Raw genomic sequence first — 16,377 nt, 5'->3', positions numbered from 1 at the left:
ACGGCAAGGCTTGAGGTTCGCGTCTCGGCTCGTCGGTCAGATGCCGGGCTTCCGGCCTAGATGCTGCGAGATATGTTGCGCTTTCCATCGGAGCGCGGGAAAGGCTTCGATACTTTTTTTGACATCGTCATTCGCAGGAAGCGTATCGACTTCAATGCTTCCGCGGTCGTAGAGCGCGTCGAGGAAGGCCAGTTCTCCGTCATTATGCTTGAAGAGCGGCGCCAGTTTTTCTTGACATTCCGCTAGTATCCGGTCGCACCATTTCTTCGGGCCCCCCTCCGCGTCGAACACACCGTTCTTGACCACGGACAAAAGTTTGTTGTTCAGGTCGTTGAGATCGTAATTGTAGTCCTTCAGCGATACCGTGCGCCAATCCAGATTCCTGGAGGCGGCGCCGATCGCAAGCGCTCCGACCTTAACTTGCGCCCAGTCGATGTTTTCGTTCTGCATCAGCCTCCAGGCATCGTACAGATCGCGCGATGCCCGCCGGGCCACCAGGGCGACGATCTTGCCGGCGGCGATTTCGTGGAGGTCGACCACACCGACGTTCTTCGCTTCGTAGTCGCCGAGCTTTGCGGAATTCATCCTGTCCCAACCGAAGAACGGCGTCCGGAAGAGATAGTTCACGTCCACTTCCAGCGTGCCCGGGCGCTGATAGGCCGAGACGTACCTGAAGCGCCACTTGCCGCCAGCGTGTTCGCCGGAAGGATCGCGGCCGATTTCGTACCCCTTGCTCTGCAGGAGCGCGGGAAGGCGCGTGTTGATGATCTTGGAATCCCGCAGCATGGCTTCCCTATCCGGGGCGCCGACGTAGTTCAGATCGATGTCGACGGAAAGCCGGTCGAGTGCGAGATAGAACAAGTTGAGCGCGGTGCCGCCTTTGAGTGCGAGCAGCTTCCCGAGCTCGCGGTCATTTGCGATCTCGTGGAGCACGTCGATCAACCGGATGACGCGCTCGACCGAGGCCGGCTGGAACGAAACGTCGGTGGCAATCTTTTCGAGGCGTTCGACCGAGATCACGGCATCATCTCCGGTGACATCCCTTCGAAGGACGGGTTGAGGAAATCCGGAGGCAGGACGACGTTCCAGCCCTCCATTGCATGGCCTTTGGCGTCGCTTCCCAACGCGGGTCGCGGTGCCGGGGGGGCGGCACGCTTCAATTCGTCTAGTGTCTGCGTGTCGACGAAGAGATCGTCTTTCCGGCTCTCAAGCCAGGCACCGCACACGCCGACGAGCGTCTGGTTGTCGCGACCAAGCGCGAACTTCGCGAATTTGCCAACGTCGAACGCTTTGACGCTGTGGAGCGCGTTTGCGAGTTCCTCGACGCCGCCGGTCAGGTCCGGCCGCTCGATGCAGTCGACGAGCGTTCGCTCGACGCCAGTCGCAATAACGTCGAGACCGCGGCGATCCATCGTGATCGTGCCGGACATTTCCTCGGAGCGACGGCGCAGCGAGGCGGGTTGCGCGACGAACCTGACGACACCAACGATCGTTTCTATCTCGCCGGGGCGACCTGCGCTGAGGAGTTGGGTCTGAGAGCTTTCCGAATAGGCGAGCCCGTGCAGTTCGAGTGCGGTGTGGTACGCAACGACACCATCGGCGCGTATGCGCGATGCGACCAGGATCCGGTCGGGATGGAAGTTCGCCGGATCCAGGTGCGGCGGGACGAAGGCATACACACCCGGCGCGACATGGCGTATTCGTCCGGAGGCGGCGTGGTACTTGAGCAATGAGTCCGACGATGAGCGCGGCTGGCCGGGAGACACCGTTTCGCGGAACTCGGTCCGGGTAAAGACCGGGTGCGAAGACAGGAACCTTTCGACTTTCCCTTTCGGTCCGACCATCTCGATGTTCTCTTTGGGGTATATTATACCCTAAATTTCGCATTACGCAAGGATAATAAGTCCAATGTTCATATTGGGGTATAAAATACCCCAATTTCTACAACGACCCGACTCCCAGGGTACGAGACTCCAATCCGCCCCCTCCGATTCCAATAAGCCCGAATCGGGCAACAAAACCGGCGCCCATCATGCGCTGCCGCATTATCCAATGCCGCCGCTGCCGCTCAACGGTTTGCCGCCTAGTGGACGATCAGTTACCGGGACGTCGTCTTCTGGCGATCTCTTTGGTTCGCGTAGATATCGTCGATGACGATCGACATCGATGTGAACTTCATTACGCCCGAAGGCCCCGATGATCGGCAGCGCTCAAAGCTGGCTAGGCTGATGGGGCGACCTCTGGCGTCGGCGCGCCAGATGTTAAGTCCCAGGACCTTTCCGAGCCGCCTGGCGAGCCGACTCTTGCCGCCGCCCGGTTCGCCAACGAAAAGGAGTGGACGCGGTCGGACCGCGGTACGCCCCACCACATCAGTCAATACGAAGTTATCAATCGATGGCGCACGGGAATTCGAACATTAGCGTGGTTCGCCCTGGTACAGCGCGGGTACTCTACCAACGGCAGCGTAATCTTAATGGCGTTCTTTAGCGGCGCGATGATGTCCTTCAACTTTCCGTTCTTCATCACATCGTTGCTCAGACGCGCGACCCAGGTGATGATCAGGAACGATCTTGGTTGCAACTGCGTGCCGGGAAGCGACGCTTGAGCTTGCAACGCTTCCCTCTGCCAGCGGCGCCCTTTCTCCTCACGCTCGTGCTCCTTCTTGGCTTCGAACAAGGCAAGTCTGTGCCGTACTCGGAAACGTCAGATCGCCTCCGCAGGACGCTGGAGGCGGCAGGCATACGATTTCGATTCAGCAAGATGACCGCGCGGTTGGCATCGAGACGGTGGCTGACGCGGAGGACGGCTCTCGGCAGGATGAGCCGTCTCGTTGTGGCGGCACGCGTGCGGCCTGCGGTAACGCAGCAGGAGAGCTGCGCGCACTGACTCATTGCAGAGCGCGCAGCTAGGCCGGCTGGGTCTGTATTCAAATTTTGAAGCTGCCTTGATCTGCATATCCTTTGGGCCGAATGTCGAGCGCAGCGACCTGGTTCAAGCGGTGCTTTCGGCAACAAAAATGTGGCGAGCTCCCTACCTGAAGCCACGCTCCATCACGGCGCTCGAGCCAACCCGACGCAACCAGCTCGCCAGCTGAGAACCCGGCATTTGCCGCGCGCACCCGTTCTTCGCTGTCGGGTGTTGGCCAGAGCGCAACGTGGATCGACAACTCGTCCCAACCCGCGTCGCGGACCCAGCCGATTGCCGGAATACCCTCGAGGATGAACCGGTAGCTTCGACCGTCATCGCCGCGCGTCGGGTCTGCCGGCGGCCACCGGTTCTCTCCCGGACGCGGCGTGAACAGGCCTTGGTCAATGCCCGCATTGATCCCGGCCACCATCGCGTTGCGCCAGGCCCGCAACCTTTTGGACTGGCCATAGTCAATATTGCGGGCTCCACTCGACGCGGTGCGGATTACGTCGGCACTTTCATACTTGAGTCGATCAAAGGAGAAGCCACGGAGCGCATCGGCTGGCATCGGAGCACCCGTCACGGTAGCAAGCCGGCGCAAATAGGGCAGCTCCTCGAGCAGCACAAAATCCGGACGCTCCAGCCCGCGCTCGGCCATGTAGGCTCGCAACGCGGCATGGCTTGCATAGCCGCACGCGGCCGCAATCGCCTCGGTCAAATGGGATGACTTATAACTCGGGAATTTCCTGCCTGATCGCATGCTTCACGCACGTGAGAGCAGATTCAGTCAACGGGATAGCTGCCAACGGATCCACCTGTCCATATCGTTGGGCGATGTCCGCAGATTACGCATCGACCCGGATATGACGGTCGATCCAGAAGTATCGAAAAACGGTCCACTTTGACCCTGCGGCAGGTCGGGCGAGACGGCCGATTCGGATCATGCACGGTCTGCGGATCGCTTTCAAGAGAGGCGAACCAGGCTGGCTGCGCTTCAGCGAGATTGAGTGCCCCCGATCGCTGCCGCGCCCATCCACGTCCTCTCCTCGCGCAGGCGCTTGAGGCGACTTCCGACCTCCGCGTCGTCGATCCATTGGAGCTCACCGGCCGAAACGGCGCTGGCGGCCATCCATTCGTCGATAACGAACTGGATCGCGTCCGCAGTCCTCTCCGACTTTCCGCCGCGAGCCAGCGGTCGGCATACTCGAACGAGTACGCCACTACCCATCTGCTCAAGGCGATCGATCGGGACACCGCCCATCAAGACATTCAAGAACTTGCTCATCGGCCCGGTCCTTGAGAGAGCTTGGCTCGCCGAGCGCGAGGTCACCAGTGTCCAAGGGCTCGTCCCGAACGGACTTTGGAAAGCTGTCGCTGAACAAATTCACCCCCCGAATGGCCATCGCCTTGAGCACCGTCCCGAGACTTGGATTCTCGAGGCGGCCCGCTTCGAACAGGGATATCCTTTCCTGGTTGGTTCCGAGCTTGGCGGCGAGCTGCTTCTGGGTCAGGTTCCGTTTCTGGCGGGCCTGTCTCCGTCCCACGTCGTTAATTGTCTTCAGAATCATCGAACGCATGATGCTGCGATCTCCGACAAGTCATTGCACGAGGAGCTCCGGTGAGCCGATCGAGGTCCCCCAATGCGCTGAGCACGGGCCGATCCTTCTGCCGCGAAAAGGCCAGCGGCAGGGGATCGAGCTTGTGAAGCCTGAGCGTTCGGATCGATACGATGGCATACCATCACCAAGGAGGCCGGGTTTTTTCTCCTGGAACGATCCCTTGACCTGTCGGCCGGCCGTGCTCTGAGACGGGCTGCCACACGTGAGATCGGCGCACATCACGCAAGCGCATCACGGACAAATAGATCATCGGATCGCGGTCCGGTGATTGTCCTGGTAAGCGCCATTTCTGAAATCACGACGGGCGGATGGATGACCTCTGTGCGGGCAGATCAGCGCGATCTCGATCTGCTCTTTCTGGCGGATCAACGCGCCGTTCGTAATTGGCGGCCAGCTGCAACAAGCGCTTCTTGATGAACGGGTCAGCTTGCTCTGCAAGAGCCCGCACGGTCCGCGCCCTCTCTCTACAAAACTCGTCGTCCATGGCATCCCCTGAAATCGCCTCCCGGATAATGCCAGCTGAGAAGTTGGGCTGCATATGACCCAGGTTACATTGCAAGATATTTTCCCGCAGTTCCTCAACGCTTGGGAGCAAGCGCCCGCCTCGTTCAGCAACAAGCGCGAGCCCTAGGCGGTGTGGACAGTTATCGCAGCCATAGGACGATGGCTGCGAGAGTGATGACGGCAAGGTAATTTCGGGCGGTCTTTTCGAAGCGGGTTGCGACGCGGCGGAATTGCTTGAGCTTTGAGAAGCAGCATTCGACGAGATGGCGCTGGGCATAGAGATGCTTGTCGAGCGGATACTTGAGCGCGCGTGACGGGTTGTTGGGGATGACGGCGAGCGCGCCCTTGGCTGCAATGTCCTGGCGCAGGTGATCGGCGTCATAAGCCGTATCGGCCATGAAAACCTCGGCAGGCAATCCCTCGATCAATGTGGCGGCTTGCGGTGCATCGCCCTTCTGGCCTGCGGTGATCGTGAACCGTACCGGACATCCCAAGCCGCGAACGGCCATATGTATCTTGGTGCTCAGGCCGCCGCGCGAACGGCCAAGCGCCTGATCTTCAGACCCCCTTTTTTGGCCCCGGCAGCATGCTGATGGGCTCGAACAATGGTGGAATCGACAATCAGATATTCGAAGTCCGGATCTTCGGACATTGCCTCGAAGATCCGCCACCAGACGCCTTTGGCACTCCATCGGCTGAAGCGCCGGAACGCGCTGTTCCAATCCCCGAACGCTTCCGGAAGATCACGCCAGGGAGAGCCCGTGCGAACGATCCACAGCACACCTTCCACGAACATCCGATTGTCGCGCCCGGTCGAGCCCTTCTGGTCAGGCCGGCCTATGATCAGCGGCGCCATCCGCTCCCAAGCCGCATCGCTCAACACCAGACGATCCATCACACCCAAGACTGCCTCCCAAAAGCAGCCTTGAATCTGATTTGCTCCTAAAAGGGAATCCTTAGAGTCCACACCGCCTAGCCTTGCCCTTTTCCGCCAGACGACTTTGTACGAGCAGGTCCTGTGTTCGGCGGAACGAACACAGTGAACCGTTCACGAAGGGGCCATGGAGAGCCGCCCTTCAATGCTGCCTCTCTTGATGCCTCGCAGCCACAGCACGGCGACATGGACCCAATCTGATCATAGCGTCATCTAGCGACGGATTACGCGCAGGCTTTGGCCGGGTCGGAAAAAGGACAATCATTCCAAGCCCATCAACAACCACTGTAAATTTGATCGATGCTACGCAGAGCGATAGCATTTTTACCAAGGTCACGTGCCGCACGCGCCTCGCATGGGGTCCGGCGACAGCTTCATGCTGTACGTCGATCGGATCCGCCTTTCCTGCGGCGTCGCCGCGGCCTCTGACGGCGACTGCGGGAAGGAATAAGTGATAGTGTCGCATCCGCGACCGCTTGCGCAGCGCCTTCGCTGGATGAGCGATCGATGGTTGATCGAGGCAGCTCTCTTTGATCGGCGACAGCCTTTTCGAGCGCAGAGAGGAATTGCCGTCCGTTTTCCGTAATTTCCCAACCGAGAGCATCGCGAAAGACAAACTTCGCCGAAAAGATATTCAGGTCCGGCGCGTGTCCGGCTAACCGCTTCATGCGATCGGTCCAGTCATGGCCGCTGTTCATCAAGATCTCCACGGCGCGTCGGACTTCGGCAACGGAAGCCCGCCCGGCAGGCTGGCCGGCCAAGACCTTCAGGACGGTCAGCTGGAAGGACACTTGCCGTGTCTCCGATGGCTGTGTGGGTACGGTTCCCCTGCAATGGATCAAGGTCAGGGGCGCATCGTCAACAACATGGCGCCGTTAACCTCAACTATATTGACTAACCCCGAGCACCAGCGTCCTGGGATTTGACCTCGCCGCGCCGTATCAAGCTCGTGCGCGACCGGTTTTCGAGCGGGCAGGTACGTCGGCGAAGCAGAACAGACGTGCAGCCGCAGCGCCACGCGCCAGCACGGTCCATAACGGACGAACTCCGCTGTGCGGGCTCCTTCATACGCGACAGCATTACGCTTCGATCGGGAGCACCGGCCGGTGCATCGTTACTTGGGGCGAGACATCAGCAGCTTATATCTCCTGGCCTGACCGGCACGAGCGTACGGTTCGGACCGTTTACGGCCTACCTTGCCATCGCTCACGCTGTACCAGGCCGATAAAGCCTGGAACTGCTGTGGTTGCCGACCGACGGCTTGAAAAGATCAAGCCGTCATGCAGTGTGCGAGACAGCCTGATGGTTGGGAGAAAAAGTCGCACGGCAAACGCCCGGCGCAGTGACAGGACATCTCCAGACGCAGGTGCGAGAACACGCCCTGCAGGCCGACGTTTCCCGGAGGGCGAACTGGATCAGCCAACCCTGAGATCCTCGGCTGACGCCTTGCCCGAACGTCCGGCCTTGAGTTCGTAACTTACCCGGGCTCCCTCTTCGAGGGTGGTGTAACCGGCCTTTTCGACGGCACTGATGTGCACGAAGACATCGGCACTTCCGTCCTCCGGCCTGATAAAGCCATAACCCTTGGTCGCATTGAACCACTTCACAATACCCATTGCCACGGCGGCATCTCCATAAGTGAACCGTTATGATCTAGCGAAGAGTCTCGCAGCCATCAAGGTGAGCGGCAAAGAGACGCTCGTTCGCTGCGCCGGTGAAGTCCGCGACTTTTTTGCCGCACGACTCACGCGACCGACATTTCGTGCGGTGGCCGACAGCAGGACCCTGACGCCGAAGATGCTTCGCCTCACGGCTTCGGCTCCGGATGACGTCTGAAGGTGTGGCTCATTCATCGCGCGTGACCGCATTACAGGAGAGTTGCAGAGCCGAGACCATGCCATGCTCCTCCGCAGCCGAGCTGGAGCGAATGGTCTGCTCCCCCTTGCAGAACCAGGCGGCCGTAAACTCCTTCGCACAGCCCGGAGCAGGATCGCCAATCCGCGCCATGCCTGCACTGAAAGTACACTCGTCCTTGCCATTACACGCTGCTGCAAGCTCGCCCGTGGCGTTGCCGCGCGCCGAGATCCACCGGCAGTTACCGCCATACGTGGCAGAAACGACCGAAATACCTGATTGCGTGACGGCATCCCCCGCCGCATTTCGCAGCGCGTAGGTGGCTGCCGCACCGACAAGAGTGGCAAGGCCAACACTTCCCAATCGCACCAGACGCCTGCGCTGTTCCGGCGAGGCTGCCTGATAGGCGGTGCGAATTCGCCTTCGGGCCGGCACCTCGAATCCGAAATGCAGCAGGATCGCGCCACAGGTGGCCAAAGTGAAAGCTAGAGCGAGCGCACCGAGATGGCCAGCCAGTTGGCTGGCAGTTTCCCAACGCACCACCGGAAAGCGCCGGTAGATGACGATGTGTACAAGATAAAGGGCAAAGCTGGCCTCTCCGAGGAAGACAAGCCACCTTGCCGACAATAGCCGTCCTGCACTGCTGAAGGGCTGCGCCGCCGCGACAACGATGAGCGCAACCGGCGCCGCCAGGGCGATATTGTTGCGTGCGATATCGAACAGGCTCATGGTCGCCCCAAATGGCGGCTTGTGGGCGGTAAACCAGAACACCCAGACTGTCGCGCCGACACCAATGATTGCGGCGGTATCGAGCAGAGCCCGAGATGGTCTGAAATCCTCGGCCAACCACACTTCATGGAGCTTCGCCAAACAACAGCCGAGGGCGAATTCCCATACCCTGCAAAACGGCGAGAAGTAGACGACCCAGAGGATGAGCGTGTTCTTCCAGTTCGGCAGAGCCGCGTCAGTCCCATAGGCATGAAGCGCAAACAGATTGATGCGGCTCTGAAGCATGACCACCGCCAGGTCGATGCCAAGCTCGATTGTGACTGCGCCAATCGCGCATAGAATCGCGGCAGGCACGGTTCTGATCCGCGCAAGTAGCGGACAAACGAGCGGAAAAAAAAGATAGAAGAACCATTCGGTGCTCACTGACCAGGAGACGATGCCGATCTCTTCGTACTGCCAGACGGGCGCAACACCGGCTACGTTTGCGAAGAACCAGCTCTGGATCATCCCGAGTTGAAACGGGACAACGCGCCACGAAAATCCCTCGGCCGGCACCTCGGTTCCGAGAAACCACGGCCAGACCATCGGCCCGGTCAGGAGCTCGAAGAGAAAGAGAACAACAAACAGAGGATAGATTCGCGCTATGCGCGCTACGAGAAATTCCGGGATCGCTTTACGCGGGCTGCCGACAATCGAGCCGCCATAGTTATATTGAATGACAAAACCACTCAGCGTGAAGAAGACGGACATCCCGAACAGACCCAGCGTCCCGATGCTAATATCGAGTGCGAGACTTGTACCCTGCAGGAACAGGCTTCCACCGTGAGACAATGCCACTGCTGCTGCCGCGAGAAACCGGATGCCGGTCAGCGCGGGTATCTGCTTAACCATCGAAGTCGCTCGTCATTTGCGAGGTGGCACAAATCCTGGCGATCGATGGCACAAAGGGCGCGCTGCTGGGGACAGAACGCAGCAGGCAAGGAGTGCAGATCGCATCGCGCGAGCGTGCCATGCGATCTGCCACACTCCTTCGGGTAGCTCAAATTCCCTATCGGAGCGCCCGCGCAACTTACCGGGAAGCCGGTCAACGCTGAAACTCTGCCTTCTGGTAGGGCGGCCTGGATTCGAAGGTCTTATTCCGCGCTCAAGCGGCTTTGGCGCAAGGTGCGTCCCCTGATCGGTCAGCGCCATACTCGGTGCACCGCGCATTGCCTTTCCGGAACGCTTCCTCAATGGCGGGTCGCTGCGCCAATTTGCTCGCGGTGCGAACCGCTAGCTCTTGGCGCCGAACGGGCTGGATGCAAGTCCAGGTCAGAGCAGAGCAACAGGCTGCATTCGCGACACGCCATTAGGCCCAGCCTCCGGTCACAACCTGTTCAAGCGTCATCCGCAGCAACCATGACGTTCATGTGCGGCAGTGGAGCGCATAAGGTGCTCGTCCTCCGTGGCACTCTTTGCAGAGGTTCATCTCTACTGCCCCCACGAGGTGCGCTTCGGGGCCGTTGAGCGTGAGATCGCGATATCTGAGCGCATCGCGAAAGGAAGGCCGCAAGTAATGCGTCGGCCGGGCGTGATGGGCTAATGTGCGCCGAGGTCAACCGCATGGTCAACAGTCGGTGCAATTTGATCGCCATGCGACCAACCAAGGCAAGGCAAACGGTGGTCCGCAGCCTGGCGCTTGCCAATTGGGCGGGTTTCGCGATCCGCTGCCACCTCTCGACACCGGCGGGGCTCGGATGTTGAGTGATCTTGTTGTCCTCGCGGATCCGGATTACCGAGCCGCTCAGCAGCAATCGCAATCTAGGGCCGTGGGGGCAGTTCGAACACTGCGGCTGCGATTGACAATGCCGTCGAGTGGTGGCCCGCCAGACGCTCATAAGTGAGCATGTATGTGAAACGGGGGTTCCAACCGTCAGCACCGAACTGTAAATCTGGCGCCCGTCTCTTCGTCGGTTCCACCATCTGTGCATACGGCACGATCAGCTCGAGATATGCCGCGGCTCTCGGAGTCGTCCGAATTGTAGGACGGCCGCGCATGCAAATCGTCGCGTGCTGCGTCATCGACCCGATCGCGACCTGCGGATGAGAAAAATAAGGATCGCGCGATCAATTTCCAGCGGAGAACGGAACTCCGCATTTGCATGCGTGCCGCGTAACTTGCGGTATCGAGATCGCACCTTGTAAGCGGCACAGGTGCCAATCCACAGGCGTAGCGCCACCCGGGCCCTCCTTTCATTTTTCTTGACAGCGACTATCAAGGAATCTCGCTGCGGATTGGTGCGCCAATTCACTATCCTTTACCTGCACGACCGGCCGCGCGCTCGCTCGGTCTCTCGTGCCTGACAAGGAAAGGGAAGCGTGATGAGAAAGAAGATCGCTGAGATCAGGACCACCATCCGCACCACCACTCCGTACAAGGGGACGGTCTAGGCTGGTTCGACAGGTGCCTTAAATGCATCCACCTGATGAGAGCATAGCGCGACATCGGAGGGTGGTTCTTTCGACCACCCTCCTTTGCGACAGGTTGCAGGAGAATAAAATGGCTGATCTGATCCAGCAGCGCATTGCTCCGGCAATATCATCATCCGTCGATGTCAACCCGATCACCATCTTGAAGGCGGAAGCCGGCATGGCACCGGTGCCGACGATCAAATTGGCACTAGCGAACTCTAGTTCCGACTTATCGGTCAACGATGGCGACTGGCGGACCGGCGGCTATCTTGCCGGCCTGCAAAAGCTCATCGACGAGCAACTGAGGTGGGCTGCTGAAAAACGGCCAAAACTGGTTGAGGCGGCACAACAATCCCTCAAGCGGCTGTTTCCTCTCCTGGTCAGCGATGCCTTTACCGTGCCGAAGGATCTTACCAATACCTCGAGCAAGGAGGAGCGGACACGCTTCTATCATCACGAATATCAAAATAAGCTCCTGGTTGGATTAGCCGAATTCCTGATCAAGTGTGCCCAGGAGCGCAACGAACGTCACATCATCGTCATCGACCGGGCGGCTGCCCTGTCCGGTTCGGCGAAGAATCTGATCAAGCTGCTCGTCAGGCTGGATGACAATGAGCGTCTGTTTCGGTTTGTCCTGATTGATTACGAACAGCGCCTCTATTTTCAGGGCGCCAGTGAAGTCCACTTCGGCAGATATAGCTCGCAGGAAATGGAGCCGGTCCTTGATCGGGATCTCGCTGTTGAGAAACAACGGCAGATCTACGAGGCAAGTGGCGGAAATCCGCTGATCGCGGAGGCCTTAAGCAAATGCGTGGCAGCCGGATTGCCGGTCATCGGCTATCTCGACCCGATCGCGATCGTGGACCTCTATCTCGCCAGCCTCAAAACCGGGGAACGGCACATCCTTCTCAGGTCGTACATTGAATCAGACTGCACGACGGCTGATCTGATCGCACAACGAAACTATGCAACCTTCGAGCAGGCGACCGCAGATCATCTGCACGAGCAGCTGCACCGCGCTCGCCTTCACCGCTATCTGGCGGCCGAGGCGCCGCTCGTCTTGCTTCATGCTCTATCTGTACGGGACAAATACAAGCGGCTGGCACTTCTCGCAGAACCGAGTGAGATCCTCCAGAGCATCGGTCTGTACGATCTGTGGTTTGGCTACTTCGGCGAAATCTTCGCCGATCCGGCGCTTCGCGCCTACGGCTCCGGAGATGCTCCGGTGAACGCCGCCTTCATCAGCGCGGCTTTTGTGCTGTACTCGCTAGGCTGCGGTCGGGTGTCGGTTCCCTATCTGGATGAATTCTACGAGACATTCCCGAAGAGCCAATACACACCGACCGTTCTCTATGCCCAATCAATGACGTACGGACGCTACCAGCAGCCGGTCGACCTCCCGATGGCCGAAGAGTATGCCGTGCGCAATTTGCAGACCATCGAACGGGATTTCAAAGGTCACGACAAGTACGATTATATCAAGGTGTTTGCAGAGAACGCATATGCCTACATCAAGGCCAAGCAGGAAAGGTATGACGAAGCGCTGACCCTTTGCGCGGAAGGCCATGGCAAGATGCTTAAGGTGTATGGCAACGAGCGCTTCAGGCTTCATCAGTCGATTCTTATCTACAACACCAGTCAGGTCTATGAACTTGTCGACGATCTTCCTCGAGCTGAAAAGCAGTTACGTGAGGCCATTGCCTACGATCCCTATTACGGAGAGTATCACAATGACCTCGGCAACCTGCTTTCGAAAGTACCCGGACGGGAAGCCGAGGCTCTAGAGGCATATGCGCGGGCCATTGAGCTTTGCCCACCCTATTACGAAGCCCATCTGAACAGGGCAGCCCTTCGCGACAGAACGGGAGATGCCGCAGGCGCCCTAACCGATCTCGACAGGGCACTTGCCATCAAGCCGAACGAATGGCGAGCTCACTTCGAGAAGGGCAACATCCTGATGCGGCAAGATCGGCCGAAAGCTGCTTTGGAGTCCTATCTAGCCGCAGCCGAGATCAATTCCAAGAACCCCGACTTACAAAGCAATCTCGGCCTTGCCTATTCTGAGCTCGGCAAGGCGAACGAGAGCATCGCGCATTATCTTCGAGCCCTTGAAATCAACCCTCGGCATGCGCTTACGCACAACAATCTAGCCATCGAGTACTTCAACGAGGGCCGGCCAGATATCTCACTGAACCACGCCACCGTCGCTGTCGAAATCGGTGGCGATCCAGACTATCTCATCACCCGCGAGCATATCCAGTCAAGTCTGCAAGCTGATCTGGCTTCGCGACGAAACCGAACTTCTGCGTCTTCTTCCGAGCCGGCATGAGCTTGCGGCTCACGGCACTGCTTGCCGTCGCATTGGAGCCGCGTACGACAGGGTGGTCGGCAGGAACATGGCAACTGCACCTCAAAGCTGATGGGCGATGTCTGGCGGATCCTGTTGCGCGGCAAGCGTCTTCAATTCAGGGATCCGGCCAGGCAAGGAGGACCGAGTTGGCCGGCGTTTTGTCCCGAGCGACCGCACGCCACAGGGAGGCAGATATGATGCCTTTTCACCAGTCGTCCTATTGCGAGAGCGTTCGGCATCCTCTTGCGGGCTCATCGCACCGATCTCGCGGCACGATGACCTGCGTCATCTTCGCTTCTGCATCAAGCGATATTCACGCGATGACGCGAGGCTAAGTCATCATGAGTGGGGCGGGCACACGGCAACTCGTCTATCTGTCGCATCTGATCGTTCAGATCGGCGGCTGGGCCTTCCGAATCGGCATCCTGATCGGCCTTCTTCAAACCGGCATGAGCGCCGCGGGCCTTGGCGTTGCGGTCATTTTTGCTCCCATCATGCTTGGGAGCCTCTTCCTGTCGCCGCTGGTCGACAGGCGTGATCCGATCACCGCCATGATGATCGTCAATGCAGTTCGCATATGCGCGCTGCTCGCCATCTTCCACACGGACGGGGCCGATTCGTTCTTGAGCTATGTCTCGATCGCCGTCCTGAGCCTGGTCCAGCCCGTCTACCTGTCCGCTGAAGTCTCTTTCTTCCGCCGTATCACATCGGAAGACGGCATGATCTCGGTGCTGCGCAACATTGCCAACATCGACTGGCTCACCTATCTGCTCGGAATGTTTGCAGGTGCCATGCTTTCCGACCAACTGCACTTGCCTGGCGTTCTGGCGTTCAACATATCGGCGATCATCCTTTCTCTGGTCGTGCTTCTGGGCATCAAGCAGCAGTTCAGAAGGACACCACCAGTCCTTGAGGCGCAGCCTTCCGGAACCGTGCTGGATTTGACACCGCTCTATCCCGCATTCTTTGCTGTCTTTCTGCTTAATCTCGGCGCCGGCATCATCAATGTCTATCCTGCAATACGTGCCACAGCTGGAGGGGTGCTCGACAAGAGCGTTCTATTGACGATCGTCATGAGCAATGGCGTCCTGGCCCTGCTGGGGGCGCTGGCCGTCAAGCCGATTTTCGACCTGTTGGGCGCCTTACCAACGATCGCCGGGGCCGCAGTGCTGCTTGCGGCATGCCTTGCAATCATGTCACTCGATGCCGGCCTCCCTGTGGTCATCGCGTCCAGCAGCGCGATGCTGGGCCTAGGCCAAATATTTGCGGCTGCCGCTCACACGCACATGGTCTCAACAGTGGCTCCGGATCGGGCCGGTCGCCTTTCCGGGCTGTTTCAATGTTGTACGTATGGGGGCGTCGCGGGAAACGGCATTGCCTTCTCGCTTTTAGGTGATCGGCTGCCTTTCGGCGTGATCGTGCTGCTATGCGCGGCGAGCGCATTTCTCGCTTTTGCGGTCGCGACCTTCGCCGTTGTCAGATCCAGGTATTCTCAAGTTTCAGGCCCTGTCGATCGGTAGATCCGCGAACCCGCTATGCCCTGGGATCAGCTGTTCCTTTTAAAGCGCCCCTTTGCAGATCCGGCATTTCCAGGACAACAATTCTATTGCTGGCAATGCGCGCTGCTGGAAGGCGTGCTGACCGCGTTTCCAGGCCGCGCCGCGAGGCTCGACGTCCGTCGGATTGACTGGGCCAAGCCTCGAACCGCACTCATCGAGAAGCTTGGCCCAGATCATCAGTCCGCGCCTGTTCTCATATTCGAGAAGGGACGCCCCGCACCGGAGAACGCGAAGTACGCGAACGGGCTCGCCTATGTCGACGATCCGTTTCTAGTCCTTCATCTTTTAGCTGTGCGCCACGGATTTCCGGCCCCTCATCCGTGACGAGTTGCGCCCTCTAAGCCCATGATGGCCATCAACGGGCTGGCGCCAGCAGTGACGTAGCTGGCAGCTTCAATTGATCGGCCTGATTGATCTTTGAAGTTGCGGCCTGGAAAGGCAATAGCGGATGATTCCTGCTCAGTATTTCTGACAGGACCCAGCGTTCAAATTCTTTAACAGCCGCGAGCTTTCGCGCATGTCCATTGACAAACATGTAGATTGAACGATTGACCGGCACAAAGCCAAACGGAGCCACGAGTTCTGCCTTCTCGAGGTTGCTCCTGACCAGAATTTGGGAGGATATTGCGGTTCCAAGCCCACTTTTTGCCGCCTCGACAGCCAGGGAAAATGAATCGAACACGACGTTCCGGGATCCCTCCAAGCATATTGCAGCTGCGCTGGCCCATTCGTTCCAGGCGTCCATCTGAACGGCCTCGTGCAGCAGAGGAATAGATAGAATGTCTGTCGGGCTTTTGATCGCCTTGAGGGCAGCAGGCGCACAGACAGGACCAATCATCTCGTTCGATACGTGCACCTCACGGACGGGAAGCGGCCGTCTCAACAGGCCGGAAACGAACAATATATCCACCGCACCAACAGCCAGCGCGTCCAGATCGGCACCGGTCTCGAAGACAAAATCAATCTCCGAATGAAGCTGGCGGAACTCACCGATACGGGGCAACAGGCCATGCGACAAGAATGTGGTTGAGCAGCCCACCACCACCGAACGTCCTGCGTTGTTCCTCCGTAGCTCATAGCAGCCTTTCTCGAGCATTGTGAACGCGCTCGCACAGCTGCGCTTGAGCTGCTCGCCGTCGGATGTCAGCCGCACGCCTGAGCTATGCCGAACGAATAGCCTCCTGCCGAACCAGTCCTCAAGGAGGCGCATCTGGTAGCTTACCGCGCCTGTCGTCATGTTTAACCGCTCGGCCGCCCTTGAGAAGCTTGGAAACTCGCTGACCGCCTCAAACAGATGAAGGCTTTTCAGAATAGGTAGCTTGCGCATCTGACTTGCTTCTTTCCCGCCTCTAGCTGCGATGGTTGTTGTTATTGGACTTTCATGCGCCCGACTTTCTCCAGGAACGACGACCGCTATTGCTGACAGGGCATACACGCCTGACCAGTCGGACCTCGTTTGGTCCTGGCCTG

Annotated in this window: 14 protein-coding genes; 3 read left to right on the top strand and 11 right to left on the bottom strand. The window is 58.9% G+C overall.

Annotated features, from left to right (window positions below; genetic code table 11):
- Positions 1-36: 36 nt before the first annotated feature.
- From ACVIHF_RS03540 to ACVIHF_RS03495, 10 genes are all read right to left on the bottom strand, one after another.
- Positions 37-1,020, bottom strand: coding sequence for a nucleotidyl transferase AbiEii/AbiGii toxin family protein (locus tag ACVIHF_RS03540; RefSeq protein ID WP_456791645.1), 984 nt, complete (start codon positions 1,018-1,020; stop codon positions 37-39).
- On the bottom strand, positions 1,017-1,844 hold the full coding sequence (locus tag ACVIHF_RS03535; protein ID WP_456791644.1) for a type IV toxin-antitoxin system AbiEi family antitoxin domain-containing protein: 828 nt from the start codon (positions 1,842-1,844) through the stop codon (positions 1,017-1,019). The genes ACVIHF_RS03540 and ACVIHF_RS03535 overlap by 4 nt, the downstream gene beginning before the upstream one ends.
- A gap of 529 nt (positions 1,845-2,373) precedes the next feature.
- Positions 2,374-2,676 (bottom strand): hypothetical protein, encoded by a 303-nt coding sequence (locus ACVIHF_RS03530; RefSeq protein ID WP_456791643.1) that lies wholly within the window; start codon positions 2,674-2,676, stop codon positions 2,374-2,376.
- A 250-nt stretch (positions 2,677-2,926) separates the two neighbouring features.
- Positions 2,927-3,625 (bottom strand): hypothetical protein, encoded by a 699-nt coding sequence (locus tag ACVIHF_RS03525; protein ID WP_456791642.1) that lies wholly within the window; start codon positions 3,623-3,625, stop codon positions 2,927-2,929.
- Positions 3,626-4,139: 514 nt separating this feature from the next.
- Positions 4,140-4,484 (bottom strand): helix-turn-helix domain-containing protein, encoded by a 345-nt coding sequence (locus ACVIHF_RS03520; RefSeq protein WP_456791641.1) that lies wholly within the window; start codon positions 4,482-4,484, stop codon positions 4,140-4,142.
- A 337-nt stretch (positions 4,485-4,821) separates the two neighbouring features.
- Complete coding sequence (locus ACVIHF_RS03515) at positions 4,822-5,010, bottom strand: hypothetical protein (RefSeq protein WP_456791640.1); 189 nt, start codon at positions 5,008-5,010, stop codon at positions 4,822-4,824.
- Between the two features lie 160 nt (positions 5,011-5,170).
- A protein-coding gene (locus tag ACVIHF_RS03510; protein ID WP_456791639.1) for an IS5 family transposase occupies positions 5,171-5,934 on the bottom strand; the annotation gives its coding sequence in 2 pieces (ribosomal slippage) (positions 5,171-5,596 and positions 5,599-5,934; 762 coding nt in all).
- Positions 5,935-6,338: 404 nt separating this feature from the next.
- Positions 6,339-6,755 (bottom strand): hypothetical protein, encoded by a 417-nt coding sequence (locus tag ACVIHF_RS03505; RefSeq protein WP_456791638.1) that lies wholly within the window; start codon positions 6,753-6,755, stop codon positions 6,339-6,341.
- A gap of 624 nt (positions 6,756-7,379) precedes the next feature.
- Positions 7,380-7,586, bottom strand: a complete 207-nt coding sequence (locus ACVIHF_RS03500) for a cold-shock protein (RefSeq protein ID WP_456781580.1) — start codon at positions 7,584-7,586, stop codon at positions 7,380-7,382.
- A 223-nt stretch (positions 7,587-7,809) separates the two neighbouring features.
- The gene (locus tag ACVIHF_RS03495; protein WP_456791637.1) at positions 7,810-9,438 is read right to left on the bottom strand and encodes an acyltransferase family protein; all 1,629 of its coding nucleotides are present in this window, start codon (positions 9,436-9,438) and stop codon (positions 7,810-7,812) included.
- Positions 9,439-11,086: 1,648 nt separating this feature from the next.
- On the opposite strand from ACVIHF_RS03495, the gene ACVIHF_RS03490 reads away from it, so the two are divergent.
- From ACVIHF_RS03490 to ACVIHF_RS03480, 3 genes are all read left to right on the top strand, one after another.
- Entirely contained in the window at positions 11,087-13,327 is a 2,241-nt protein-coding gene (locus tag ACVIHF_RS03490; RefSeq protein ID WP_456791636.1) for a tetratricopeptide repeat protein, read from the top strand.
- Between the two features lie 362 nt (positions 13,328-13,689).
- Positions 13,690-14,868: an MFS transporter gene (locus tag ACVIHF_RS03485; RefSeq protein WP_456791635.1), complete on the top strand. Its 1,179-nt coding sequence runs from the start codon at positions 13,690-13,692 to the stop codon at positions 14,866-14,868.
- 15 nt (positions 14,869-14,883) lie between these two features.
- Positions 14,884-15,231 (top strand): DUF3088 domain-containing protein, encoded by a 348-nt coding sequence (locus ACVIHF_RS03480; protein WP_456791634.1) that lies wholly within the window; start codon positions 14,884-14,886, stop codon positions 15,229-15,231.
- Positions 15,232-15,262: 31 nt separating this feature from the next.
- Here the strand turns inward: ACVIHF_RS03480 and ACVIHF_RS03475 are convergent, their stop codons facing one another.
- Entirely contained in the window at positions 15,263-16,234 is a 972-nt protein-coding gene (locus tag ACVIHF_RS03475; protein ID WP_456791633.1) for a LysR family transcriptional regulator, read from the bottom strand.
- Positions 16,235-16,377 lie beyond the last annotated feature (143 nt).

The organism is Bradyrhizobium sp. USDA 4506 (assembly GCF_054058795.1).
This window is presented reverse-complemented; position numbering and strand designations above follow the sequence as displayed.